Origin of the sequence: Corallibacter sp. (assembly GCF_048381695.1) — a bacterium.
Classification (GTDB): domain Bacteria; phylum Bacteroidota; class Bacteroidia; order Flavobacteriales; family Flavobacteriaceae; genus Corallibacter; species Corallibacter vietnamensis.
Genome location: NZ_JBLXHI010000002.1, coordinates 465,366 through 490,728, shown reverse-complemented (window position 1 = coordinate 490,728; position 25,363 = coordinate 465,366). Strand labels below are relative to the sequence as shown.

The 25,363-nt window shown below is 33.0% G+C and carries 21 protein-coding genes; 6 read left to right on the top strand and 15 right to left on the bottom strand.

Annotated elements, in window-relative coordinates; all coding sequences use genetic code 11:
* Positions 1-93: 93 nt before the first annotated feature.
* Both ACN5J3_RS05980 and ACN5J3_RS05975 read left to right on the top strand, forming a co-directional pair.
* The gene (locus ACN5J3_RS05980; protein WP_418511113.1) at positions 94-2,694 is read left to right on the top strand and encodes a TonB-dependent receptor domain-containing protein; all 2,601 of its coding nucleotides are present in this window, start codon (positions 94-96) and stop codon (positions 2,692-2,694) included.
* A gap of 104 nt (positions 2,695-2,798) precedes the next feature.
* Positions 2,799-3,239 carry a hypothetical protein gene (locus ACN5J3_RS05975; protein ID WP_417290540.1) on the top strand — a complete coding sequence of 147 codons (441 nt, stop codon included), beginning with the start codon at positions 2,799-2,801 and terminating at the stop codon, positions 3,237-3,239.
* Between the two features lie 72 nt (positions 3,240-3,311).
* On the opposite strand, the gene ACN5J3_RS05970 is transcribed toward ACN5J3_RS05975, so the two are convergent.
* Positions 3,312-4,364, bottom strand: coding sequence for an endonuclease/exonuclease/phosphatase family protein (locus ACN5J3_RS05970; protein WP_417290541.1), 1,053 nt, complete (start codon positions 4,362-4,364; stop codon positions 3,312-3,314).
* Positions 4,365-4,504: 140 nt separating this feature from the next.
* Here ACN5J3_RS05970 and ACN5J3_RS05965 point away from each other — a divergent pair, with 140 nt between their 5' ends.
* Together ACN5J3_RS05965 and ACN5J3_RS05960 are read left to right on the top strand one after the other, a co-directional pair.
* Positions 4,505-7,276, top strand: coding sequence for a carboxypeptidase regulatory-like domain-containing protein (locus ACN5J3_RS05965; RefSeq protein WP_418508650.1), 2,772 nt, complete (start codon positions 4,505-4,507; stop codon positions 7,274-7,276).
* Between the two features lie 39 nt (positions 7,277-7,315).
* A complete protein-coding gene (locus ACN5J3_RS05960; RefSeq protein ID WP_417290543.1) occupies positions 7,316-8,677 on the top strand; it encodes a DUF5689 domain-containing protein in 1,362 nt (453 codons plus the stop codon).
* Positions 8,678-8,730: 53 nt separating this feature from the next.
* Here ACN5J3_RS05960 and ACN5J3_RS05955 read toward each other — a convergent pair whose 3' ends face one another.
* A complete protein-coding gene (locus ACN5J3_RS05955) occupies positions 8,731-9,687 on the bottom strand; it encodes an endonuclease (protein WP_418511112.1) in 957 nt (318 codons plus the stop codon).
* A gap of 106 nt (positions 9,688-9,793) precedes the next feature.
* Between ACN5J3_RS05955 and hflX the strand changes: the two genes are divergently transcribed.
* Positions 9,794-11,020, top strand: a complete 1,227-nt coding sequence (gene hflX, locus ACN5J3_RS05950; protein ID WP_417290546.1) for a GTPase HflX — start codon at positions 9,794-9,796, stop codon at positions 11,018-11,020.
* A 46-nt stretch (positions 11,021-11,066) separates the two neighbouring features.
* Positions 11,067-13,319 carry a penicillin-binding protein 1A gene (locus ACN5J3_RS05945; RefSeq protein WP_418511111.1) on the top strand — a complete coding sequence of 751 codons (2,253 nt, stop codon included), beginning with the start codon at positions 11,067-11,069 and terminating at the stop codon, positions 13,317-13,319.
* A 50-nt stretch (positions 13,320-13,369) separates the two neighbouring features.
* Here the strand turns inward: ACN5J3_RS05945 and ACN5J3_RS05940 are convergent, their stop codons facing one another.
* From ACN5J3_RS05940 to ACN5J3_RS05880, 13 genes are all read right to left on the bottom strand, one after another.
* Positions 13,370-14,299, bottom strand: a complete 930-nt coding sequence (locus ACN5J3_RS05940; protein ID WP_418511110.1) for a DUF3078 domain-containing protein — start codon at positions 14,297-14,299, stop codon at positions 13,370-13,372.
* Positions 14,300-14,383: 84 nt separating this feature from the next.
* Entirely contained in the window at positions 14,384-14,890 is a 507-nt protein-coding gene (locus tag ACN5J3_RS05935) for a DUF2480 family protein (RefSeq protein ID WP_418511109.1), read from the bottom strand.
* Positions 14,891-14,943: 53 nt separating this feature from the next.
* Positions 14,944-16,779, bottom strand: a complete 1,836-nt coding sequence (locus ACN5J3_RS05930; RefSeq protein WP_418511108.1) for an ABC transporter ATP-binding protein — start codon at positions 16,777-16,779, stop codon at positions 14,944-14,946.
* A gap of 13 nt (positions 16,780-16,792) precedes the next feature.
* Positions 16,793-17,116: a DUF59 domain-containing protein gene (locus ACN5J3_RS05925; protein ID WP_262733572.1), complete on the bottom strand. Its 324-nt coding sequence runs from the start codon at positions 17,114-17,116 to the stop codon at positions 16,793-16,795.
* Position 17,117: 1 nt separating this feature from the next.
* On the bottom strand, positions 17,118-17,540 hold the full coding sequence (locus ACN5J3_RS05920) for a SufE family protein (RefSeq protein WP_129759930.1): 423 nt from the start codon (positions 17,538-17,540) through the stop codon (positions 17,118-17,120).
* A 38-nt stretch (positions 17,541-17,578) separates the two neighbouring features.
* Entirely contained in the window at positions 17,579-18,388 is an 810-nt protein-coding gene (locus ACN5J3_RS05915; protein WP_418511107.1) for an META domain-containing protein, read from the bottom strand.
* A 107-nt stretch (positions 18,389-18,495) separates the two neighbouring features.
* Entirely contained in the window at positions 18,496-19,713 is a 1,218-nt protein-coding gene (locus ACN5J3_RS05910) for an aminotransferase class V-fold PLP-dependent enzyme (RefSeq protein ID WP_418511106.1), read from the bottom strand.
* Between the two features lie 15 nt (positions 19,714-19,728).
* Positions 19,729-21,042 carry a Fe-S cluster assembly protein SufD gene (sufD, locus tag ACN5J3_RS05905; RefSeq protein WP_418508641.1) on the bottom strand — a complete coding sequence of 438 codons (1,314 nt, stop codon included), beginning with the start codon at positions 21,040-21,042 and terminating at the stop codon, positions 19,729-19,731.
* A 57-nt stretch (positions 21,043-21,099) separates the two neighbouring features.
* Positions 21,100-21,852: a Fe-S cluster assembly ATPase SufC gene (gene sufC / locus ACN5J3_RS05900; protein ID WP_344726567.1), complete on the bottom strand. Its 753-nt coding sequence runs from the start codon at positions 21,850-21,852 to the stop codon at positions 21,100-21,102.
* Position 21,853: 1 nt separating this feature from the next.
* The gene (locus ACN5J3_RS05895; RefSeq protein WP_417290556.1) at positions 21,854-22,282 is read right to left on the bottom strand and encodes a hypothetical protein; all 429 of its coding nucleotides are present in this window, start codon (positions 22,280-22,282) and stop codon (positions 21,854-21,856) included.
* 71 nt (positions 22,283-22,353) lie between these two features.
* Complete coding sequence (gene sufB / locus ACN5J3_RS05890) at positions 22,354-23,802, bottom strand: Fe-S cluster assembly protein SufB (RefSeq protein WP_418508640.1); 1,449 nt, start codon at positions 23,800-23,802, stop codon at positions 22,354-22,356.
* 52 nt (positions 23,803-23,854) lie between these two features.
* A complete protein-coding gene (locus ACN5J3_RS05885; RefSeq protein ID WP_417290557.1) occupies positions 23,855-24,184 on the bottom strand; it encodes a HesB/IscA family protein in 330 nt (109 codons plus the stop codon).
* Positions 24,185-24,286: 102 nt separating this feature from the next.
* Positions 24,287-25,363 (bottom strand): cytochrome-c peroxidase, encoded by a 1,077-nt coding sequence (locus ACN5J3_RS05880; protein ID WP_418511104.1) that lies wholly within the window; start codon positions 25,361-25,363, stop codon positions 24,287-24,289.

Genomic DNA, 25,363 nt, shown 5'->3' with positions numbered 1-25,363 from the left:
AAATAAGATTAAAAATTCTTAACAATTACGTAATGAATATGTGTTGTTTAAGTGTAATTTTGCAAAAAATTTAAAACAAATCTTATTAATACAATGAAAAAAATTACAAGATTATTTTTAGCAGTAGCTTTTATGTTTACTGCATTTTCAATGGCTCAAAGTACTGTTTCAGGTACAATTATGGATGCCGAAATGAACGCGCCACTTCCTGGTGCTAACATCGTTGAGAAAGGCACTACAAATGGTGTGTCTTCTGATTTTGATGGAAATTTTACCTTAACAACACAATCTGCTTCTGGTGAAGTAGTGATTTCTTTTGTTGGATATGGTAAAGTAACAATGTCTTTCAATGGAAACACAAACCTAGGTAATGTAACACTATCTCCTGACAACACATTAGAAGAAGTTGTTATTATTGGTTCTGGTGTTATTGATTTAGCTGAAGACAGAAAAACACCTGTTGCAGTTTCGACTATTAAAGCAGCCGAGATTCAAGAAAAAGCAGGAAACTGGGATTTACCAGAAGTATTAAAATCTACACCTTCTGTACAGAATGTTAAAGGTGGAGGTTTTGGAGATGGTTCAATGTTTTTACGTGGTTTTGACCAGACTAACACAGCGTTTTTATTAAACGGTCAGCCTATAAACGGTATGGAAGACGGTAAGATGTATTGGTCTAACTGGTCTGGAGTGTTGGATATAGCTAATGCAGTTCAAGTACAACGAGGTTTAGGTTCGTCTAAATTAGCAATATCATCTGTAGGTGGTACTGTAAACATTGTTACAAAAACAGTAGATAAAAAAGAAGGTGGTTTTGTTCAAGCTATGACAGGAAATGACAACTATCTTAAAACAACAGGATATTATTCTACAGGTTTAATGGAAAATGGTTTAGCGTTTTCTGCAATGATAGGTCATTGGCAAGGCGATGGTTATATGCAAGGAGCTAAAGGTCAGGGGCAAACATATTTCTTGTCTTTAGGGTATAAGCCAAACGAAAAGCACATCTTTAACTTTTTAATTACAGGTGCGCCACAATGGCACGGAGCAGCTGGAGGAAATGAGTTACAAGACTATTTAGATAAAGGTAGACGTTACAATGATTGGTGGGGATATTATAAAGGTGAAGAATATGCTGGAGGAAGAAACTACTACCACAAACCAGTTACTAACTTAAGTTGGGATTGGAATATAAGTGATAAGTCTACGTTGTCAACTGTGGCTTATGCTTCTTTTGGTAGAGGAGGATTTGCTTACCCTAGAGGTAACACATTTTATAATTTTAGAGATGCAAATGGGTTGATTGATTATGATGCTATTGAAGCAAATAATTTATCTAACCCAGATGCAGACAATTTTGTGCATGCTTCTGTAAACTCTCATAACTGGTTTGGTTTATTATCTAACTTTGAGCATAAAATTAATGATAAGTTGTCTTTTAATTTTGGAGTTGATAGTAGATTTTATAATGGAATACATTACAGATCAGCAGTTGATTTGTTAGGAGCAACACCTACATATACTAGTGCATCTTCTCCAGTACCTTACACATTAACAGAACAAACAGGTTTCAATCCTTGGAAAAACTTGTTTTCTACTTTAGACCATAATCAACGTTTTGGACATGATTATGAGGAGCAAATTAATTACATAGGAGGTTTTGGACAAATTGAATATGCAACAGATAAATTTTCTGCTTTTTTCCAAGGAGCTTTATCAACTCAATCTCATCAAAGAGAAGGGTTTTGGGATGTTCAAGGTCTAGGAGAGTCTGAAAAAGTGAATAACGTTGGTTATAATTTAAAGGCTGGTGGAGCATATAATATTAATGACAATAATATTGTTTTTGTTAATGGAGGTTATTACTCAAGACAGCCATATCACGATGATTTATATACTAATGTTAGAGCTTCAAATGAATTAAACTCGTTTGGAGATGAGAACCAAAAAATAACAGGATTAGAGGCTGGATATAAATTTAAAAGTCAATATGTGTCTGCTAACTTAAATGTTTATCACACAATTTGGGATAACAGAATACTTTCTTCTGCAGAAGATACAGATAATAATGGTAACTCTGATGTTTTTTATCAGTCTAGCGGAATAAAAGAAATTCACCAAGGTGTCGAGTTAGAGGTATTTACTAAACCTTTAAAAGGCTTATCTGTAAATGGATTCATATCTATTGGTAATTGGGAGTATGACGGAAATGTTGAAACACGATCATTTGATGATAACAACAATATCTTGAGTGAAGGTGATGTAGCATACATTGATGGAGTAAAAGTTGGTAATGCAGCTCAATTTACTGCGGGATTAAATGCAGGTTATAACGTAACTAAAGCTCTTGCTTTAGATGCTACGTTCAATTATTACAGTGATTTATATGCTTCTGTAGATTTTGGAGCTGATGAATTTACAACTCAAAATAATAGAGGTTCTATAGAGCTTCCTAGTTATGAAACATTAGATTTAGGACTTTCTTATAAATTAAAAGTAGGTAAAGAAAACAACAACGTTCAATTTAGATTGAACGTAAGTAATGTTTTTGATGAACTTTATATTGAACAGTCAACAACAAATATCCATGATGTTGAAAGTGGTTATACTTCATGGAATGGTGTAAGTACTGAAAATGAGGTGTATTTAGGATATGGAAGAACTTGGAATGCTAGTTTAAGATTCAATTTCTAACATCAGTTTTTTAGATAAATTTAAAAACCTCTTCAAAAATGAAGAGGTTTTTTTATGCATATTATTATTACCTTTGCTATATCAACAAAAATTAAACCTTAATTATGTATAATACTGTAAAAATACTTCACTCTTACTGGGCATATCTTGTGCTTTTAATATTAGTTTTAGCGACTTTAAATGCGATAATAAAAACAATCGGAAATAAGGAATATGAAGCAAAAGATTTCAGAATATCACTATTTACATTAATAGTAACTCATATTCACTTGTTGCTAGGTATTATATTATTTTTTGCTGCTGACTATTTTTCGCTTATAAGCGAAATGGGAATGGGAGAAGTTATGAAAAATAGTACTTTACGCTCTAATATTGTTGAGCATCCTTTTACTATGATTGTTGCAGTAGCATTAATTACAATAGGCTATTCAAAACACAAAAAGAAGTTAACTTCCAAAAATAAACTTAAAACGATTGCTATATTTTATACCATTGCATTAATTCTTGTATTAGCAAAAATTCCATGGAATGTTTGGTTCAATTAGTAGTAATATAAACTATAAAAAAAGCGTCTAAATACATTTTAGACGCTTTTTTTTGAGTATTCTAATAGATTGTTAGTCTATTTGTTTTATAATGTAAACATAAACAGGGAAGTGATCACTAAAGCCATCAGTGAAACCGCCATCTGCAAAACTACGTAAAGGATATCCTTTATAACGTCCTTCTTTGTTTACTAAATAATTTTTGTTGTATATACCAGCTTGGTAAAATCTAAATGAAGAATAGTCTTTTTCAATTAAAGGCTTTGTCATCATAATTTGATCAAATAAACTCCAAGCATCTCTATAAGCGTTAGAGCCAAGTCCTTTTCTAAAGAAATTTTCCATTGGGTTGTAAATGCCTTTTAAACCTACATCTTCTCTATCTTTTTTAGCTTTTAAAATCTTTTTCACACTAGCATTTGTTGGGTCGTCATTTAAATCTCCCATTGTAAAAATTTTAGCGTAAGGATCTATAGCTTGTAAAGAGTCTATAATGCTTTTGTTTAGTTTTGCAGCAGCAACACGTTTAGGTCTACTTCTTGCTTCTCCACCACGACGCGAAGGCCAATGGTTTACAATTACATGAATCATCTCACCATCAAGTTTTCCACTTACTAATAATTGATCTCTTGTGTAAACGCGTTCACGAGTATTATCGTCATAAATTTTAAGTTCATGAGAACTTGTGTGTAATGGTGTAAATAACTTTTTTTGATATAGAAAAGCAACATCAATACCACGAGCATCAGGAGAGTCATAATGTACAATGCCGTAATCTTTATTTATAAGTAAAGGATCGTTTACAAGATCTTCAAGCACGCTTCTGTTCTCTACTTCAGAGACACCTATAACAGCTGGAGAATTATGTGCCATTTCAGAACCAATGTCAGAAATAACACGAGCCATATTGCTAACCTTCTTTTTGTAAATGTCACCAATTTCGGTTTTCATTTCCATTATTGGGCTAGCTTCATCAAACTTATTAGGATCGTTAATTGTGTCAAATAAGTTTTCTAAATTATAAAATGCAACGGTATGTATTTTAAATTTCTTTTTCTCTTGAGAATGAATGTTAATACACAGGAGTAAGAAAAAAGTTGCAATCCAAGGTTTTAAAGTTTTCATCTATTTTAGAATGTTATGTTATTGTTATGTTAATACAATTCTAGGGCCAAAAGTAGATATTTATTATAAATAATGTAAATTTGCACGCCTTAAATAATAATTATTTAACGCAGAAACTATTATTAACTATAAATTTAAGTATGAAAAAACGCTTATTTATTTACCTATTCGGAGTTATCTCAACATTTACTATGTATGCACAGCAAACACTAGTAAAAGGTAGCGTAACAGAAGCTATCTCTTTTGAGCCAATTCCAGAAGTAACAGTTACTATTGAAGGAACAGAACTATCAGTTGTAACTGGAGAAGAAGGAACTTTTGAGTTCTTAGAGACAGTACCATTAGGAGAACAAATTTTAGTGATTTCTAAAAGTGGTTATATCTCAAAAAGGTACCCTATTGTTGTAAACGCAGGTCAAACAGTAAACATTACTGATATGACTTTAGAAAAAGTGGTTACAGATGCAGACCTGTTCACTATTACCTTATCTGATGATGAACTTAATGATGATACTAGTGGAATGGATAACATTTCTGGTTTATTACAATCATCACAAGATGTTTTTCAACGTACAGCAGCTTTTGAATTTAGCCCGTCTTTCTTTAGAGTTAGAGGTTTAGATTCTGAAAATGGTTCAGTACTTGTAAATGGTATTGAAATGAACAAGATGTACAATGGTCGTCCACAATGGAGTAATTGGGGTGGTTTAAATGATGTTGTTAGAAATCAAGAATTAACAACAGGTTTACAACCTTCTAATTATAATTTTGGAGGTGTTTTAGGAACCACAAATATGATTGTAAGAGCTTCTAAATATAGAGAAGGTGGTCGTGTTACTTACTCTACATCAAATAGAAGTTACACAAACAGAATTATGGCTAGCTACGCTTCAGGTTTATTAAAAGGCGGATGGTCTTATGCTCTTATGGCAGGTAGACGTTGGGGAGACGAAGGTTACCAAGAGGCTACTTTATATGACTCTAATTCATTTTTTGCATCTGTAGAGAAGCAATTAGGTGAGAAACATAGCTTAAACTTTACATCTATTTATACTCCAAACCGTAGAGGAAAATCATCTCCAAACACACAAGAGGTTTATGATTTAAGAGGTATAAAATACAACGAATATTGGGGATGGTACGATGGTGATAAACGTAACTCTCGTATTAAAGAAATAGAGGAGCCAATTTTAATGCTTAACCACTACTGGGATATAAGCAGTAAAACAAAATTAAACACCAATGTTGGATATCAGTTTGGTAAAACAGGAAATAGCCGTTTAGATTACGGAGGAACACGTTTAGTAAACGACAACCCAATAGGAAATGGTTCTAACCCAAGTCCAGCTTACTATCAAAAGTTACCAAGCTTTTGGTTAGGTCTTGATGAAGGTCCTGATTTTGCTGAAGCATACAAAAGACAACACAGTTTTGTTAATGACGGTCAAATTGATTGGGCTTCATTATATAGAACAAACATGGAAAACATAGGAGCTTACTCAACGTATGCACTATATGAAGATAGAAATGATGATAAGCAGTTAACAGTAAACTCAATATTAACTTCTGAAATTAACGAGAACATTATATTAAATGCTTCTGTTAATTATAGAAAATTAAAATCTGAAAACTTTGCTGAAATATTAGACTTATTAGGTGGAAGCGGTTTCTTAAACGTAGATTCATTTGACGGATTCCAATTTGATTTACAAAACCCTAATCGTGTTGCTTTAGAAGGAGATAAATTTAAGTATAACTACAACTTATATGCTGATGTAGTTTCTGGATATGCTCAAGCTCAATTCAAATATAGTAAAGTAGATTTTTACCTTTCAGGTAGCTACACAAGTACTCAATATCAACGTGAAGGTTTATACCAAAACGAAGCTAATTTAAATAACTCATTAGGAAAAGGAGAAAAATTAGACTTTAATGGTTTTGGAGGTAAAGCAGGATTTACATACAAGTTTTCTGGAAAACATTTAGTTGATGTAAATGCAGGATATTTAACAAAAGCACCTTCATTAAGAAATACATATTCTAATGCCAGAGTAAACCACAATATAGTACCAAACATTACAGAAGAAAAAATATCTTCTGCTGATATTAGCTATATTTTCCGTTCACCAATTGTAAAAGCAAAAATCACAGGGTTTTACATTAAGTCTGAAGATGCTAATGAAATTTCATTCTATTATGCTGATGGAGTTCAAGGATTTTCAGAAGATTCAGAGTTTGTAAGTGAGATTTTACAAGGAATTGACAAAAAGCACTTTGGTGCTGAAATAGGTATTGAAGCACAAGTTTTACCAACACTTAAATTAAAAGGTGCTGCTTCAATAGGACAATACACTTATGATAATAACCCTAACTTAATTTTAAGTGCTGATGATGTTACTGTAGATCAAGGAACAGCATACTTAAAAGACTATAAAATTGCAGGAGGACCGCAACAAGCTTACTCTGTAGGTTTTGAATACCGTGATCCTGACTACTGGTGGTTTGGAGCAACTGTAAACTATTTTAACAATACTTATGTTGATGTAGCTCCATTAACAAGAACTAAAAACTTTTATTTAGATCCAATTGATGGAACAAACAACGTAGTATTTAACGACTATGATCCTGCTTTAGCTAGAGAGTTGTTAAAACAAGAAGAATTTGATGATTATTACGTAGTAAACTTAATGGGAGGTAAATCTTGGAAAATAGGTGATTACTATGTAGGATTTTTTGCAAGCGTAGGAAACCTTTTTGATGAAGTATACAAAACAGGAGGTTTTGAGCAAGGACGTAATGCAAATTACAGACAATTACGTGATGATGCCAGCAATGGAACACGTGTATTTGGATCAAAATATTGGTACGGAAGAGGTGCTAATTACTTTGTAAACCTTAACTTTAGATTTTAAAAAAAGAAAAAGAAAAATATTAATTAAAACATTTAAATTATGAAAACGAGTAAAATTTTATCATTAGCCCTAGGTTTGGTTGCTATGTTTTGTATCACTGCTTGTGTACAAGATGATGATTACAGTGTACCTACCGTAATTTTACAAGAACCAAATATTACAGAGACTAATACAATTGCACAAGTAAAAGCAATGTATACAGGAAGTTTAGTGAACTTTTCAGAAGTAAGTAATGGAGGTAAGGTAATTATTTCAGGATATGTAGTTTCTAGTGATGAAGCAGGAAACTTCTACAAAACTTTAATAATTCAAGATGCTCCAGAAAACCCATCTGCAGCTATTCAAATTGATATTGATGCTACATCACTTTTTGCACAATATAAGCCAGGACAAAAAGTATATGTTATCTTATCTGATAGTGATTTAGGTCTTAATTTAGGAATGGATGATGTAAACGGTGTTTTACACATTGGAGCTATAGAGAGCAATGCTGTAGAGCGTATCTCTGGTGCTGATTACGAACAATACCTTGTTAGATCTACTGTAGTAGAGACTATCGTTCCTAAAGTAATTACTCCTGCTGAATTTGACGATAGCTACATTAATATGCTAGTTCAAATTGATGATATGCAATTAAGATCGGCAGAATTAGGACAAGCTTACGGAAATTTAGATGATACTTATACTGTAAACAGATATATTAAAAACTGTGTTGACGATTCTGAAACTATATTAAGAAACAGTGGGTTTGCAGATTTTAAAAGCCAAATGTTCCCTCAAGGAAGAGGATCATTAGTTGCAGTGTTTAGTAAGTATAATTCAGATTACCAGTTATTTATTAGAGATACTGCTGATGTTATGTTTGATTCAGAAAGATGTGATCCTGTTTTTGAAGAACTTTTTAATGATTCTACAGATAACACAACATTAAACACTAACGGTTGGATAAACTTTGCTGAAGCTGGTTCAGAATTATGGTCAGAGCAAGTTTACAGCGGTAATGGTTATGCTGAATTTACAGCTTACGGAACAACAGAATCTAGCAACATAGGATGGTTAATTTCTCCAGGTATTGATTTAGATGCTCAAGATGGTGAAATTTTATCTTTCCAAACAGAACACGCTTACCCTGATGCAGGTCATGATGCTATTGAAGTATTAATTTCTACTGATTTTTCAGGAAATGAAGCTGATATTACTTCTGCAACTTGGACATCTTTAGAGTTTACTTCTAGTTTAGAAGCTGATTTTGATACTTGGTTTAACTTTACTAATTCAGGAAACATTGATATCTCTTCTTATACAGGAACTGCTTATATAGCGTTTAGGTATACAGGAAGTGATACTGCAGATTTAAATACAACAATTCACGTTGATAACGTAAGAGTATTTGTTCCTTAATTGGATAAATAATTAAATAAAAAAGCCCGCTAAATTTTAGCGGGCTTTTTTATTTAATTTGTTTTTAAAACCATATAAACAGGAAAATGATCACTATAGCCACCTTTATATTTTTTTCCTACATATGTCCTGAAAGGAGTGTCTTTATAGCGTCCGTGAAATTGTCTTAAAAAATCAGCATTAAAAATATGTGTGCTTTTTAGTGATAGCTTATCAGCTTTAGTTTCAAAAAAATTAGTGCTTATCATAATTTGATCAAACAGGTTCCAACTAAAGTTATGACTTGTAGTCCCTAAAGTGTCTGAAAGAAGCGTATCCATAGGATTATACAAATTGTTATCACTAACTAATTTTTTAATACTATTACTATATGGGTCATCATTAAAGTCGCCTGAAACAATAATTTTAGCGTGCGAATCTTCATTTTTAATAGTGTTAATAATATCTGTGACACTATTTGCAGCGGTTATTCGCTTTATTTCGGTAGTTGTCTCACCACCATGCCTAGAAGGCCAGTGATTAACCAGTATATGAATACGTTCATTGTTTATAAAGCCTGTAACTAGCAAAATGTCTCTTGTGTAATCAATACTACCATCTTCATCATAAATATGCACCGGAAAAGTTTCGGAGTTTTCAATAGTAAACACATCTTTATTAAAAACTAAAGCAACATCAATTCCGCGTTCATCAGGAGAATCATAATGAATATAATCGTAAGGAAAATCTTTTAAATGTTTACTGTTTAGTAAATCGTCTAAAACAAAACTATTTTCAACTTCAGCAATGCCAATTATTGTAGGTGGATTATTAGTGTTTTCTAAACCTATTCTAGAAATAGAATAGCCGAGCTTTCGTATTTTATTTTGATATCGTTTATGTGTCCATCGTTTTGCAGAAGTTGGTAAAAAATCATTGTCATTAGTCATCTCGTCATCATAAATATCAAATAGATTTTCAAGATTATAAAAAGCAACTGTATATAATTGTTTTGGTAAGTTATCAGGCATTATAATTTGTAAATATTTGTTTTTAAAGATAAAGATACATATTAATACAGCATTCATTTTTCAAAAATTCATTTTATACTTGTAACTTTGTGCCATATAAATTTTTATGATAGAAAAGAAAGACATTGCTTTAGAGAAAGCAGTTTTAATAGGTGTTGTTACTAGAGAGCAAGATGAAGAAAAGTCTAAAGAGTATTTAGATGAGCTCGAATTTTTAACATATACAGCTGGAGGAGACGTTATAAAGCGTTTTACTCAAAAAATGGATATGCCTAATCCCAAAACGTTTATTGGGACTGGAAAAATGCAGGATGTACAAAAATTTATTGAAGAGCATGAAGTTGGCACTGCAATTTTTGATGACGAATTATCACCAGCACAAGAGCGTAATATTAGTAAAATACTAAACTGTAAAGTATTAGATAGAACAAACCTTATTCTCGATATTTTTGCACAGCGAGCACAAACAAGCTATGCCAGAACACAAGTAGAGTTAGCGCAATGCGAATACTTGTTACCAAGACTTAAAGGTATGTGGACTCACCTTGAACGTCAAAAAGGAGGTATTGGTATGCGTGGTCCTGGTGAAACCGAGATAGAAACAGATAGACGTATAGTACGTGATAAAATAGCATTGCTTAAAGACAAAATAAAGACCATAGATAAGCAAATGGCTGTTCAGCGTGGTAACCGTGGTAAAATGGTTCGTGTGGCACTTGTAGGTTATACAAACGTTGGGAAATCTACCTTAATGAACACCATAAGTAAAAGTGAGGTTTTTGCAGAAAATAAATTGTTTGCAACACTTGATACTACCGTTCGTAAAGTAGTTATTCAAAACCTTCCTTTTTTGTTAACAGATACTGTAGGTTTTATTAGAAAACTACCAACACAATTAGTTGAAAGTTTTAAAAGTACTTTAGATGAGGTTCGTGAAGCTGATTTGCTGTTGCATGTGGTTGATATATCGCATCCTAATTTTGAAGAACACATTGAGTCTGTAAATAAAATTTTAGGAGAAATAGATAGCGCTGATAAGCCTACAATAATGGTTTTTAATAAAATTGATGCTTATGAAGCTGAACCTTATGATGAAACCGATTTAGTAACAGAACGAACAAAAGCCAATTACACATTACAAGAGTGGAAAAAAACTTGGATGAACAAGATAGGAAACAACGCTTTATTTATTTCTGCCATAAACAAACAAAATTTAGAAGACTTTAAAAAGCGTGTTTATGATGAGGTTAGAGAAATTCACATAACGCGTTTTCCTTACAACCATTTTCTGTATCCAGACTATAATTATGAGAATTTAGGGGAAGAAGAGTAAATCATAAACCTAATAAATAAATTTTTCAAGCGTTTGTAATTACATTATGATAAAACTCAAAACATTGTTAAGGAAAACGTGGGTAAAATGGTCTTTTAGGTTATTTATAGCCGGTTTAGTCTTTCTTGTGTCACTTTACATATGCACCTATTTAGGAGTATTTGGAAAAATACCAACGAAAGATGTTTTAAGTTCACTCAAACAAGCTGAAGCTACCCAAATTTTAGATACAAATGAAAAACTTATAGGTAAATACTATATCTACGATAGGCAACCGCTTACTTATGAGGCGTTTCCACAGCATCTTATTGATGCTTTAGTAGCTACTGAAGATGCTAGATTTTATGAGCATCATGGTGTTGATAATATTAGTTTATTACGTGTTTTTTTTAAAAATATTTTACTTGGAGATTCATCAGCTGGTGGTGGCAGCACAATAACATTGCAGCTTGCAAAAAACCTTTATGGAAGACAGCATTATTGGGCATTTAGTATGCTTATTAACAAATTTAAAGAGTCTATAACAGCAAGGCGTATAGAAGATGTTTACTCAAAAAAAGAAATATTAACATTATATCTCAATACGGTTCCTTTTCCAGATAATACCTACGGAATAGAAAGTGCTTCACAAAAGTTTTTCAATAAAACGGCTTCTCAATTAACTATAGCTGAATCAGCAACGCTTGTTGGTACATTAAAAGCAAACAATTATTATAATCCTAGAAAATATTTAGAACGCAGTACAAGTAGAAGAAATGTGGTATTGAACCAAATGGTCAAGTACAACTATCTAGACAAGGAGCAGGCATCACAACTGCAAACCGATTCACTACTTTTAAAATATCAATCATTCAATCATGATGTTGGGTTAGCACCTTATTTTAGAGCGCAAGTAAAACAAGAATTAAAAGAGATTTTAAATGAGCTTAAAAAGCCAAATGGCGATGCTTATGATTTGTATAAAGACGGTTTGGTTGTACATACAACCCTAGATGCAACAATGCAAACCTATGCTGAAGAAGCTATGAAAGAGCACTTAACCAAGCTTCAAGAAGCTTATGAAGCATCTTATGGCAAGAATGCTCCTTGGAGTAAAGATAGTCCTATTGTTGATAAAGCAATAAAAGAATTACCAGCATATAAACGTTATAAAAACGATGGACTTTTGCATCAGCAAATTTTAGATTCATTGTCTGTTTCTCGAGACATGGATGTGTTTACCTGGAAAGAAACAGCTATAAAGCCTATGTCTGTAGTAGATAGTTTACAGCATTACTTAAAGCTTCTCAACACAGGTATGTTATCATTAGACCCTAAAACAGGTGCCATTAGAGCTTATATAGGAGGTATTGATTATCGTTATTATAAATATGATCATGTTTCTCAAAGCGAGCGTCAAGTGGGTTCAACCTTTAAGCCTTTTGTCTATACAGCAGCTATTGAAAACGGTATGAAACCTTGTACATATTTCTCTCTTGAAGCCATTACATATACCAATTTTAACAATTGGAAACCAACCAATGCTGGCGCAGAAGAAGAAAACCCTGATATAAACTACAATCTAGAAGCAGCATTAAGTAACTCAGTAAATACTATTGCTGTAAAAGTTTTAAATGATGTTGGTATTAGCAACGTGATTGCACAAGCTAATAAAATGGGAATTACCAAAGAATTACCAGAACAGCCATCGCTAGCATTAGGAGTTGCAGAAATCAATTTAAAACAGCTAACAGCAGCTTACACAAGCTTTGTAAATAATAGTAAACCTGTTAGGCCTTATGCCATTACAAAGATTGAAGATAAAGCAGGTAATGTTATAGCGAGTTTTGAGCCTGAAGTGTTTGAAGAAAAAGCATACAGCGATTACACAAGGCAGGTTATGTTACAAATGATGAAATCTACAGTAAACACTGGTACGGCAAAAAGATTGCGTTCTAGTTATAACCTTAATAATGATATTGCAGGAAAAACAGGGACAACACAAGATAATAAAGATGGTTGGTTTGTTGGTATAACACCCAATTTGGTAACTGTTACTTGGGTAGGAAATGATAATTATAACATTGGGTTCAAAACAACCGGTTTAGGGCAAGGAGCTAATTCAGCGTTACCAATGTTTGCTAAATTTTATCAAAAGCTAAATAAAGATAAAACCTATAATCAAATTACTAAAGCTCATTTTGAGAAACCTAGTCAAGATGTTTTAAGTGATTTAGATTGTAAACCAGAGAAAGAAGATGGTTGGCTAAAAAAGCTTTTTAAAAGTAAAAAGACTGAAAAAGAATTTAAAGGAAAATAAAAAAGCATCCGATGAGGATGCTTTTTTTATAATATTTCTATACCTCTTTTTTAGAAAGAGTAGCTAATACCTGCAGTTGTATAAACTTGTAATTCATTATCAACAGTATCAAAAGTAGCATTTGTGTTACCTAATGTTGTTTTAGCATAGTTTAAAGCTTCTTGCTTGTTGTTTCTTAAACCAAGTTCAAAACCAACACCAATACCTTTAAAAATAGAATAGCTAAAAGAGTTTATCCACGTCCAGTTTGATAAGTTTGAATCCTCATAACTTTGAAAAGCAGATAGGTTAGACATAATCTTTAAACCACCAATAGACTTTGTATAGTTAGCAACAATTTTTGCACCTAATGAAGATTCAAATGTTGTATCATCATCAGCAAAAACAAAGTTGTAGTTGGCAGGATGAACAACAACAACTAAATTTGTTATAGGTGTCCAAGTAATACCAAGACCAGCGTCTAAATATCCAGGATCGTTAAAGTTATTTAATAGCGTTGTTCTATATTCAGCTAATGTAGAAACTGCTATTTTTTCAGTTAATTTATAACCAAAAAGCGATGTAATATTGAAAACATCAGTAGCTTCTCTAAAATCTTTGTTGTCAGTAGGATCATCTTTATCATCAAACTTTACCCAACCTAAATTAATATTAGCGTTATTGTTCCAAAAGTATTTTTCTTTCATCAAGTTAGCATAAGGGCTAAAAGAAATTGAAATATTACCAGCAGAGTTGTTAGGAGCTCCTTGTGCATACCAGTTGTTAAATTCAGAAAAACTAGCACCAACAATTCCTACAGCGCCAATACGCCATCCTGGCATAGCATCTATTTTAGATTGAATAGCATCAACACGACTTTGAATGGCTGCGATAGAATCTTTCTTGGCTGCTTGTTCAGATTTTAATTCTTCTAATGTTTGCGAGAACCCAGCCGTTAAGGTTGCCATAAACAATACGAATGAAAGTAAATTTTTTTTCATTTTTAATGTTTTAATTAATTGATTAATTTTTTAAAAGCCTGCAAATATAGGTCTTACTATAAATGTAGCAAATTTTTTTAAAAGCTATTTTTTCTTGTACAAAGGCACTGTAGAACAAGCTTCACCATACATAATAGATTTTGCTATAGGTTGTAACTTTGAAATAAGCAATGTGTAAGCAGATTCAGGGATAGGTTTGTTGGCACATCCTTTTATAATAAGAGGTTTTTCAGAATAGTCTGAAACATCTAATTGCGATATAATATCTTGATAAATTGCTGTTTCTAAAGTCACCAAATCACCAACTACAATTTTTTTGGCATAAGCCGAAACATGCGATGTAATAAGTAAATATGCCCAAGATGGAATTATGGCATCTACCGAACACGTTAATGCTAAATAAGCATCTTGATATTGTGACCAATCGTGCTCCTTAACAAAAGCTCTAAAATCAGATTCTTTTAAAATAAGCTCTTGAAACAACCAGTCTTTTATATCAAATAACACGCGTTGCCCTTTTGGATAGTAGTCTTCCAAATCTATAGTAACAAGTTTACTATTTGCGACTCTGTTTATAATTTCTTCTGCCATACTACAAAGATAAATTGTTTTACTCGATAATCGAGTGTTTAATATGTTGAAAGCTATTGATAACCTTCAGCCTGAAGTGTAAATAATTCAGCATATAACGATTTGTTTGCCATCAACGCTTCGTGAGTTCCTATTTCAAGAACACGACCTTCTTCTAGAACCAAAATCCTATCGGCTTGTCTAACTGTACTAAATCTATGTGAAATAATAATGCTTGTTTTTCCTTCGGTAAGCCCAATAAACCTTGTGAATACATCACTTTCAGCTTTGGCATCAAGTGCTGATGTAGGTTCATCTAGAATCATTACTTCGGCATTTTTCATATACGCTCTTGCTAAAGCTACTTTTTGCCATTGTCCACCAGAAAGTTCCATGCCGTTTACAAAACGTTTTCCTAATTGTTGGTTGTAACCGTGTTTTAGCTCTGAAATCACATCATTTGCCAAACTTAATTCAGCAGCATTTTCAATTTTTTCTTGATTGTTCAGTTCGTCAATATCACCAATAGCAATGTTTTCTTTTACAGTAAATTCATACTTAAAGAAATCTTGAAAAATCACTCCAAAAAACTCTTGGTATTCGGCTTTGTTAAAGCGATTTATATTAATACCATCTAACAAAATTTCTCCAGAAGTTGGTTCGTAAAAACGTAATAACAATTTGGTTAATGTGGTTTTTCCTGCACCATTTTGACCGACAAACGCTAGTTTTTCGCCAGCTTGTAATGTAAACGAAATGCCTTTTAATATTTCAACTTCAGAACCTGGATACGAAAAACGCACGTCTTTAAACTCAAAACCTTGTTTAATCTGTTTTGGTAATGGTACATCTTCTTTGGTTTTTGAAGCTACAGAAATATCAACGAAATCAAAATAATCTTTAAGGTATAAAGCACTTTCAGAAATACGTGTGAATTTTGAAAAGAAGTCTTGAAGGTTTTTCATAAGCCTATTGAAAGACCCAGAAAGAAACGTAAGTTCACCTAGTGTAATAGCACCAGAAAGCACACGATAAATGATGAACACATAAGCACCATAATAACTTAATGAACCCAAAACATTAAAAACAAAACCTAAAGCCGAACGCTTTATAGCTAGGGTTTTGTTGAGTTCATAGTATTCTTCTGAAAGGTTTTTAAACCGATTTACAACAAAATCTGTAAGTCCAAAAAGCTTTATTTCTTTTGCTGTTTTATCATTGGCACCAATAAATCGTAAGTAATCTAATTCTCTGCGTTCTGCTGTCCAGCTTCTAGCTAATGAATATTGCTGTTGACTAAAGCGAACTTCGTTAATAAACGACGGAATTATACTCAATACCAACAAGATGATTAAATACGGTTCAAAATAAATTAAACCAGCCACAAGTGTTGCAATAGAAATGGCGCTTTGTGCTTGTCCTAACACGTTAGACATAAGACCAACACGACCTGTGGTTTGCGTTCTGGCACGTTCTAGCTTATCGTAAAAATCGGCATCTTCTAACAGGCTAATGTTAATTTGATTGGTCTTTTTTATAATAGTAACCGAAGTTGCAATATTATATTCATCGCCAAGTAAACCATCAGTTAATGAAATAGCACGACTCACCAAATCTGATAAAATAACTAGCGTGAATTCAACAGCAACATAGGTCCAAATTTGGGTGTAATCTGTAACTTCTAATGAGGTTTGAAGAATAATTTCATCTATAATGAGTTTTCCAACCCATAAAATGATAACAGGAAGCAATGCGCCAATTAATCTGCAAAAGGCAGCAAGTATAAAAAGTTTTTTGTTTACGTTCCAGATTTCTCTAAAAAACCTAGGAATGTAAACAAGCGCATTAAAAGACGACTTAAGATTAGTTTTTTTATCGTCTTTTAATGAAGTAGGCGTACGTCTTGGCATTTATAAAACCTTATTAAAGCATACCAAGTTCTAACTTGGCTTCTTCGCTCATTAAATCTTGACTCCAAGGCGGATCAAAAGTAATTTCTACTTCAGCAGATTTTACTTCGTCTAAAGATTTTACTTTTTCTTCAACCTCTAAAGGCAATGTTTCAGCAACAGGACAATTAGGCGTTGTTAAAGTCATTAAGATTTTTACATCATAATCTTCGTTAACAAAAACGTCATAAATTAAACCTAATTCGTAAATGTCTACAGGAATTTCAGGATCAAAAATAGTTTTTAAAACCTTTACTATTTTTTCACCTAAAGCGTTTGTATCTATTGTGGTTTCCATATTAATTTAATTGTGTTTGGTATGCAACTGCATACATTTTTAATTGTTTTATCATACTTACTAAACCATTAGCTCTAGTAGGTGATAAATGTTCTTTTAGTCCAATTTCATCAATAAAATCTGTATTAGCTTCTATGATGTCTTTCGGGTGTTGGTTTGAGAATACACGAATTAAAATAGCGATAATACCTTTGGTAATAATAGCATCACTATCTGCAGTAAAAACAACTTTGTCTGTATCTAAATTGGCATGTACCCAAACTTTACTTTGGCAACCTTTTATAATAAAATCGTCGGTTTTGTATTGTGCATCAATTAGCGGAAGTGTTTTACCTAAATCTATCATGTATTGGTAACGCTCTTCCCAATCATCAAACATTGAAAATTCGTCTATAATCTCGTTTTGTATCTCTTGTATTGTCACAGTCTTTCTTTTATGCAAAAATACGAATAGTTCTATTTCTATTCAACCTTTTCTGATAATGATAACAATTGAGCCACAAGAGGTTCTATAGTAGTATTTGGTTTTCCAGCATCAAACGTAGGTGTTTGGTGAGTTTCACCATTTAGTGTTACTTTTAGTGAAGCTCCAGCTGCACCATCATATTGATGCGCTTTTGAAGGTGCTTCTAAATCCTTTAAGTTTTTATAATCTAAAGATTCAAGCTCTTTTTCTATTGAAGAAATTTCTTTGTCAGACAACGGTCTTGATACAGGTGTTTCATTCCTGCTATTTTGAATAGTTAGGGTGTTTTTATTTATAATTATAGATTTATAATAACCTCTAGATATGGCAACATATTCTATAGTAAGATTTGAGTCTTGTGCTATTGAATTACTTGTTTTCTCAAGTGATGCTTCTATAAGCAATGTGTCTTTGGTTAATAGCTTTAGCGAATCTCCTTGTAATGAAAACGTATTTGTTTCTTGCAGTTTTTTAAGCATATCCTGCTCAATGTCCATGAATCTTTTGCAATACCTTTTTGTAGTTACTAAAGGACCAAATGTTAGTATATTGTTGCTAATAGTATAAGAACCTGAAAATTGGTTACAACCAGAAAAACCAGATACTCTATGGTTTTCTTCGTCAAAACGAATAGTTAAATCAGCATCAATCTGGTTGTTTTTTCCTAATGTATGTATTTTGTAGGTTCCAGAAAGCGATTCACTTGGCGAGGTTCTTTCTTCATTAGACTTTAATGATGACTCGGTTTTTGCAGAGCCACAGGCATTTAGTAAAGCTAGATTTAATAAAATTATAATAAGTTTCATCTGTCGTTTTTTAGATTCAGAATGAATACCTGAATTTATACTAACAGGTATTTCATGATTAATTTTTATAATACTAACTTAATAATACAAAAAAGAAGCCAAAGTTGTTAAGACAACATCATTTTTGCTTTTTTGACACCTGCTACTAAAGCGTCAATCTCTTCTTTAGTGTTATAAAAGGCAAATGAAGCCCTAACGGTTCCTGGAATTTTAAAGAAATCCATGATAGGTTGTGCACAATGATGACCTGTACGAACAGCGATACCTAATTTATCAAGAATGGTTCCTACATCATAAGGGTGAATTCCTTCTAAATTAAAAGAAACAACCGATGTTTTATGTTTAGAAGTTCCGTAAATTTTAAGTCCATCGATAGCTAGTAACTTTTCAGTAGCATACTCAAGTAGCTCATGCTCGTAGTTTGCAATGGCATCAAAACCTATTGCATTCATATAATCAATTGCAGCTCCAAAAGCAATGCCTCCACAAATATTAGGTGTTCCTGCTTCGAATTTATGAGGTAAATCAGCGTAGGTTGTTTTTTCAAAAGTAACTTCAGCAATCATTTCGCCACCACCTTGATAAGGAGGTAAAAGGTTTAACCATTTTTCTTTTCCGTAAAGTATACCAACTCCTGTTGGACCACACATTTTATGCGCAGAAGCGACATAAAAATCAACGTCTAAAGCCTGAACATCTGGTTTAATATGTGGGCACGCTTGAGCACCATCAATTAAAACTGCAGCATCTACTTGATGCGCTTTTTCAATGATAGCCTCAATTGGGTTAATGGTTCCTAGAGCATTTGAAATATGATTAACAAATACCAATTTGGTGTTTTGAGATAATAGCTTGTCAAATTCTGACATAACCAACTCACCATCTTGGTTCATTGGAATGACTTTTAGTGTTGCTCCTGTGCGTTCACACAACATTTGCCAAGGCACAATATTACTGTGGTGTTCCAAGGCAGAGACAATAATTTCGTCATCTTTTTTTAATAACGAAGAAAATCCATTAGCTATTAAATTAATACCGTGTGTGGTACCAGAGGTGAAAATGATTTCATGAGTCTTTTTCGCATTAAAATGCGCTTGTATTTTCAGTCTAGCTTCTTCGTATTTGTCAGTTGCTTCCTGACTTAACGTATGAACACCTCTATGTATATTAGCATTATAACCACTGTAGTAATCAACGATACAATCAATAACTTGTTGTGGTGTTTGCGAAGTAGCTGCATTATCAAAATACACTAACGGTTTTCCATTTACTTGTCTATTAAGTATAGGGAAGTCTTTTCGTATATTTTCTATATTAAGACTCATAAATTGCGTTAAGTTTTACAGTTCAAATCCGATGTTAACACCTAATTTTTTAGCAATAAGTTTTGTGATACGCTGTTTTATTTCAGGTATTTTTACAGAGCTTAATACGTTATTACTAAAAGCATACATTAAAAGAGCACGAGCTTCTTTTTCTGGAATACCTCTAGAACGCATATAAAACATAGCACTTTCATCTATTTGTCCAATGGTACAACCATGAGAACATTTTACGTCATCAGCAAAAATCTCTAATTGTGGTTTTGTGTTTATTGTAGCTTTATCGCTTACTAATATGTTATTGTTAGCTTGAAACGCATTGGTTTTTTGAGCTTCTTTTTCAACAATTACTTTTCCATTAAAAACACCTGTTGCATTATCTCCAAAGATACCTTTGTAATCTTGATGACTTTCGCAATTAGGTTCAATATGATGTACTAGCGTGTTATGATCTACATGTTGTTTATCGCCAATAATGGTAACACCTTTTAGCGTTGAGTCTATGCGCTCTCCGTTTTGGTAGAAATTTAAGTTGTTACGTGTAAGTTTTCCGCCAAAAGAAAATGTGTGTACAGACGCAATACTCTCTTGTTTTTGTTTGATAAACGTATTATCTATTAAAGACGCAGATTGTTTGTCGTTTTGAATTTTGTAGTAATCTACAATGGCACGCTTTGCAGTAAAAATTTCAGTAACAGAATTTGTTAAAACAGGGTTTTCTGTTAAGCTTTGATGACGTTCAATGATTTGTACATGAGAATTTTCGTCAACAACAATTAAGTTACGTGGTTGTAACATTAAAGCGGCTTCGTTGCCTGTTGAAAAATGTACAATTTGAATTGGTTTTTCAACAACTTTATTTTTTGGAATATGAATGTAAGCACCTTCGCAAGAAAACGCTGTATTTAAAGATGATAAACTATCACTAGTAGCTGCTTTATTAAAGTAGTTCTCTATAACTAACCTATATTTAGGTTTTGATAAAGCGGCAGACATTAAGCACACATCAATTCCATCATGGGTAGTTTGAGATAAATGCGACGAGTATTTACCGTCTATAAAAATAATTTTATAACAATCTATATCATGAATTAAGTATTGCTTTATGTCTTTATACTCGATAGAGTTTTCCTTTTTTGGGAATAAGCTATAGTCATGCTTTAATACACTATTTAAAGATGTGTATTTCCAGGCTTCTTCTTTTTTGCTAGGGAAACCTTCTTGTTCAAATGTTTTTATAGCTTGGTTTCTTATATCATGCAATGGCGAGTTATCATCTAAATGATCTTCGAATGCGATGTATGAAGAAACTAATTTATCTTTTAAATTCATTTTTTAAATCTTCAGTTTGCAGTTTTAGTAGGGTTTACTAATAACTGATTACTGGCGTTATGCGCCAACTTCTTCTTTAATCCAGTCGTAACCTTTTTCTTCAAGTTCGTGAGCTAATTCTTTAGGCCCAGATTTTACAATTTTTCCTTTGTAAAGTACATGAACGTAGTCAGGAACTATATAGTCAAGCAAACGTTGGTAATGCGTAATTACAATTACAGCATTGTTTTTGCTTTTTAGCTTGTTTACACCGTTTGCAACAATACGAAGTGCATCAATGTCTAGACCAGAATCTGTTTCGTCAAGAATAGCAAGTTTAGGCTCAAGCATGGCCATTTGAAATATTTCATTACGCTTTTTCTCTCCTCCAGAAAACCCTTCATTTAAAGAGCGTGATAAGAATTTGCGGTCAATCTCAAGTAGTTCAGATTTTTCACGAATCATCTTAAGCATTTCATTGGCAGGCATATCTTCTAGGCCTTTAGATTTGCGAGTTTCGTTGATAGCTGTTTTTATAAAATTTGTTACAGAAACTCCAGGTATTTCAACAGGGTATTGAAATGATAAGAAAATACCTTTGTGAGCACGCTCTTCAGCTGCTAGTTCATCAAGGTTTTCACCATCAAGGATAATTTCTCCTTTTTCAACTTCATATTCTTCTTTACCTGCTATAACAGAAGCTAGTGTACTTTTTCCAGAACCGTTTGGTCCCATTATGGCATGAACTTCTCCTGCTTTTACTTCTAGGTTTATACCTTTAAGAATATCTTTTTCTTCTACACTAGCGTGTAAATCTTTTATTTGTAACATACTATTTTGATCCTAATTTTACTACGTCGTTTTTATTTGGGTCTGGTTTTTCTACGCTTAAAATTTCTTTTATTATAACGCGGTGTGGCCAACCTTCTTCATTTTCTGGTTTGTTTATAATTTCAGCTCTTATTTCTACAGGAACCATGTCTGTATCTTCTTGCTTATATTGTTTTACTTGGTTGTTTAACTCATGCATTTTTTCATTGATAACAACACCGTAAACTTCTCTGTGTGTTTGTAAAACAGCAGCATCTGCATAATAGACAAACTCTCCTTTAAGAAGGGTTAAGCCATCGTTTTGTTTTGCTGTTTTTCCGTTAGCTTCTGTTTCAATTTTTGTTTCTGAATTTTCAACTTCAGATTTTGAATCGTTTTTACAACTAAATAATGCTGCAACAAATACAAGTAATACAAGTGTTTTTTTCATAATTGGTTTTTTATTAATGTAAAAATGGCATTTTATTCAACTTATATTTTTAATCAAAATAAGTTTACTCTCTAACCTACAGAACCTTCTAAACTTATTTCTAAAAGCTTTTGAGCTTCAACAGCAAACTCCATAGGGAGTTTGTTTAATACGTCTTTACTAAAACCATTTACAATTAGCGCAATGGCTTTTTCAGTATCAATACCACGTTGGTTACAGTAAAAAATTTGGTCTTCACCAATTTTACTAGTCGTAGCTTCGTGTTCTATTTGTGCTGTTTTGTTTTTTGCTTCTATATAAGGAAATGTGTGCGCTCCGCATTCATTACCCATTAATAAACTATCACATTGTGAAAAGTTACGAGCGTTTTCGGCTCTGGAGTTTATTTGAACCAAACCACGGTAACTGTTTTGAGATTTTCCTGCTGAAATACCTTTTGAAATAATAGTAGATTTTGTGTTTTTACCTAAATGAATCATTTTGGTACCGGTATCAGCTTGTTGATAATTATTAGTTACTGCAATAGAGTAAAATTCACCTACTGAATTATCGCCTTTTAAAACGCAACTTGGGTATTTCCAAGTAACTGCTGAACCTGTTTCAACTTGTGTCCAAGAAATTTTAGCGTTTTTCTCGCATAAACCACGTTTGGTTACAAAGTTGTAAACACCACCTTTACCTTCGGCATTTCCTGGGAACCAGTTTTGTACTGTAGAATATTTTATCTCGGCATCATCAAGAGCAATTAATTCTACAACTGCGGCGTGTAATTGGTTTTCATCACGGCTTGGTGCTGTACAGCCTTCAAGGTAACTTACATAACTTCCTTCGTCAGCAACAACAAGTGTTCTTTCAAATTGGCCTGTTCCTGCTTGGTTAATACGGAAGTATGTTGATAATTCCATAGGGCATTTTACACCTTTTGGGATGTAGCAAAAACTACCATCACTAAATACGGCAGAGTTTAATGCAGCGTAAAAGTTGTCTTTTTGTGGCACAACAGTACCAATGTGTTTTCTTACAAGTTCAGGGTGTTCTTTGATAGCTTCAGATATAGAACAGAAAATAATGCCTTTTTCAGCTAATGTCTTTTTGAATGTTGTAGCAACAGATACAGAGTCGACAACGACATCCATAGCAACACCTGCAAGCTTTTTTTGCTCGTCTAGAGATATACCAAGTTTATTAAATGTGTCTAATAATTCAGGGTCAACCTCGTCTAAACTGTCATATTTTGGTTTGCTGTTTGGAGCAGAATAGTAAGATATAGCTTGAAAATCTGGCTTTTCGTAATTTACGTTTGCCCAGTCTGGTTCTATCATTTCTTGCCAGATTCTAAAAGATTCTAAACGCCATTCAGTCATCCATTCAGGTTCTTCTTTCTTTTTAGAAATGGCACGAACGATATCTTCATTTAACCCAACAGGAAATGTTTCTGATTGTATATCGGTATAAAAACCGTACTCGTATTCTTTAGTTTTTAATTCTTCTCTTAAATCGTCTTCAGTATACTTACTCATTCTTCGATTTTATAATTTTTAAAAGTCTTCCTTTTTAGGGAATTTAGGATGGTTATAACGAAAATGATTCGCCACAACCACAAGTTCTATTCGCATTAGGGTTATTAAACACAAAGCCTGTTCCGTTTAAACCTCCTGAATATTCTAATGTTGTACCTATTAGATACAAAAAACTCTTTTTGTCTACAATGATTTTTACACCATTGTCTTCAAAAACTTTATCGTCGTCTTGTTGTTCTTTATCAAACTTTAAATCGTAAGATAACCCAGAGCAACCACCGCTTTTAACGCCTACACGAATAAAATCTGTTGTAGAATTAAAACCATCTTCGGTCATTAATTCAACAACTTTCTTTTTAGCTGTTTCAGATACTTTTATCATAATTAAATAGATTATCTCTAAATAGACTGCAAATATACAATATAAGTCATGGATTACCATATAACCTAACATTATATTAATAAATACTATGATAGCATTTTATTATGGTATGCTGAATGCCGGATTATTTATAAAAGAAGGGTCAGAAAGTGCTAGTAAAAAAGCTTTTAAGTCAGCTTTGTCTTGAGGTGATAATTGAACGCCTCCTTGGTTTACTTTTTTCATTAAAGGATCAATGGTTGGAGAGTTTTGAAGCCCTTCACTGTAGTGATTTATGACTTCATCTAGCGTTGCAAATCTGCCATCATGCATATATGGTGCAGAATATGCTAAATTTCTTAAAGAAGGTGATCTAAATTTTCCATTGTCTGCTGGATCGCCGGTAACGTCACCAAGTCCATTATCAGAAAAGGTTGCGTCCAGTCCGTTATTGTGAAAAATATTATCTGTCCATAAAGGATTATTAGGATTACCATGACAATGAAAACAATCGCCTCGTTCTTCGTCCATAAACACATTTAATCCATTTTGTTCTTGTGGAGTTAGCTCTGCTTCACCAAGTAGATACTTGTCAAATTTAGAGTTAGCCGAAATCAATGTGCGTTCAAATTGTGCGATAGCTCTTGTAACCAACTCTTTTGTGATAGGTTGTTGTGGAAATGCTGCGTTGAATAAACTTGGGTACTCTGCATGCTCTTGTAGTCTTGAAATAACTGTTTCCCATGTGTTGTGCATTTCAATGGGGTTTGTTACGGGTTCTAAAGCTTGATGCTCTAGACTAAAAACACGACCATCCCAAAAGAAATTCTGATCGTAATTCCAAGCTAAATTAAATAAAGGCATAGAGTTTCTGATGCCTGAAATTCCATCAATGCCTTGACTGAATTGAGCAATGTCAGTAAAAGCGTTTTCAGGTTTGTGACAGCTAGCGCAAGCTTGGGTATTGTTGGCTGATAAAATAGGGTCAAAAAACAGCTTTTTGCCTAATGAAACGCCTTCAACAGTTTGAGGGTTGTTTGCAGGAATTATTGGGGCTAAAATGTTTTCTGCAAACACTTGCGGTATTTCTAATGCTTGAGGTGTTGGTTGTGGTATGTAAGCAGGAGTGTTTTCATCAGAACAAGATTGTAAGATGATAACAAAAAAAAGGCATAAATATGTAAGTCTACCTTTTAGCAT

Bases quoted from the DNA above. Each gene is read 5' to 3' on its own strand.
- ACN5J3_RS05980 (WP_418511113.1), top strand. From the start codon at position 94: ATGAAAAAAATTACAAGATTATTTTTAGCAGTAGCTTTTATGTTTACT.
- ACN5J3_RS05975 (WP_417290540.1), top strand. From the start codon at position 2,799: ATGTATAATACTGTAAAAATACTTCACTCTTACTGGGCATATCTTGTG.
- ACN5J3_RS05970 (WP_417290541.1), bottom strand. From the start codon at position 4,364: ATGAAAACTTTAAAACCTTGGATTGCAACTTTTTTCTTACTCCTGTGT.
- ACN5J3_RS05965 (WP_418508650.1), top strand. From the start codon at position 4,505: ATGAAAAAACGCTTATTTATTTACCTATTCGGAGTTATCTCAACATTT.
- ACN5J3_RS05960 (WP_417290543.1), top strand. From the start codon at position 7,316: ATGAAAACGAGTAAAATTTTATCATTAGCCCTAGGTTTGGTTGCTATG.
- ACN5J3_RS05955 (WP_418511112.1), bottom strand. From the start codon at position 9,687: ATGCCTGATAACTTACCAAAACAATTATATACAGTTGCTTTTTATAAT.
- hflX (WP_417290546.1), top strand. From the start codon at position 9,794: ATGATAGAAAAGAAAGACATTGCTTTAGAGAAAGCAGTTTTAATAGGT.
- ACN5J3_RS05945 (WP_418511111.1), top strand. From the start codon at position 11,067: ATGATAAAACTCAAAACATTGTTAAGGAAAACGTGGGTAAAATGGTCT.
- ACN5J3_RS05940 (WP_418511110.1), bottom strand. From the start codon at position 14,299: ATGAAAAAAAATTTACTTTCATTCGTATTGTTTATGGCAACCTTAACG.
- ACN5J3_RS05935 (WP_418511109.1), bottom strand. From the start codon at position 14,890: ATGGCAGAAGAAATTATAAACAGAGTCGCAAATAGTAAACTTGTTACT.
- ACN5J3_RS05930 (WP_418511108.1), bottom strand. From the start codon at position 16,779: ATGCCAAGACGTACGCCTACTTCATTAAAAGACGATAAAAAAACTAAT.
- ACN5J3_RS05925 (WP_262733572.1), bottom strand. From the start codon at position 17,116: ATGGAAACCACAATAGATACAAACGCTTTAGGTGAAAAAATAGTAAAG.
- ACN5J3_RS05915 (WP_418511107.1), bottom strand. From the start codon at position 18,388: ATGAAACTTATTATAATTTTATTAAATCTAGCTTTACTAAATGCCTGT.
- ACN5J3_RS05910 (WP_418511106.1), bottom strand. From the start codon at position 19,713: ATGAGTCTTAATATAGAAAATATACGAAAAGACTTCCCTATACTTAAT.
- sufD (WP_418508641.1), bottom strand. From the start codon at position 21,042: ATGAATTTAAAAGATAAATTAGTTTCTTCATACATCGCATTCGAAGAT.
- sufC (WP_344726567.1), bottom strand. From the start codon at position 21,852: ATGTTACAAATAAAAGATTTACACGCTAGTGTAGAAGAAAAAGATATT.
- ACN5J3_RS05895 (WP_417290556.1), bottom strand. From the start codon at position 22,282: ATGAAAAAAACACTTGTATTACTTGTATTTGTTGCAGCATTATTTAGT.
- sufB (WP_418508640.1), bottom strand. From the start codon at position 23,802: ATGAGTAAGTATACTGAAGACGATTTAAGAGAAGAATTAAAAACTAAA.
- ACN5J3_RS05885 (WP_417290557.1), bottom strand. From the start codon at position 24,184: ATGATAAAAGTATCTGAAACAGCTAAAAAGAAAGTTGTTGAATTAATG.
- ACN5J3_RS05880 (WP_418511104.1), bottom strand. From the start codon at position 25,363: ATGCTAAAAGGTAGACTTACATATTTATGCCTTTTTTTTGTTATCATC.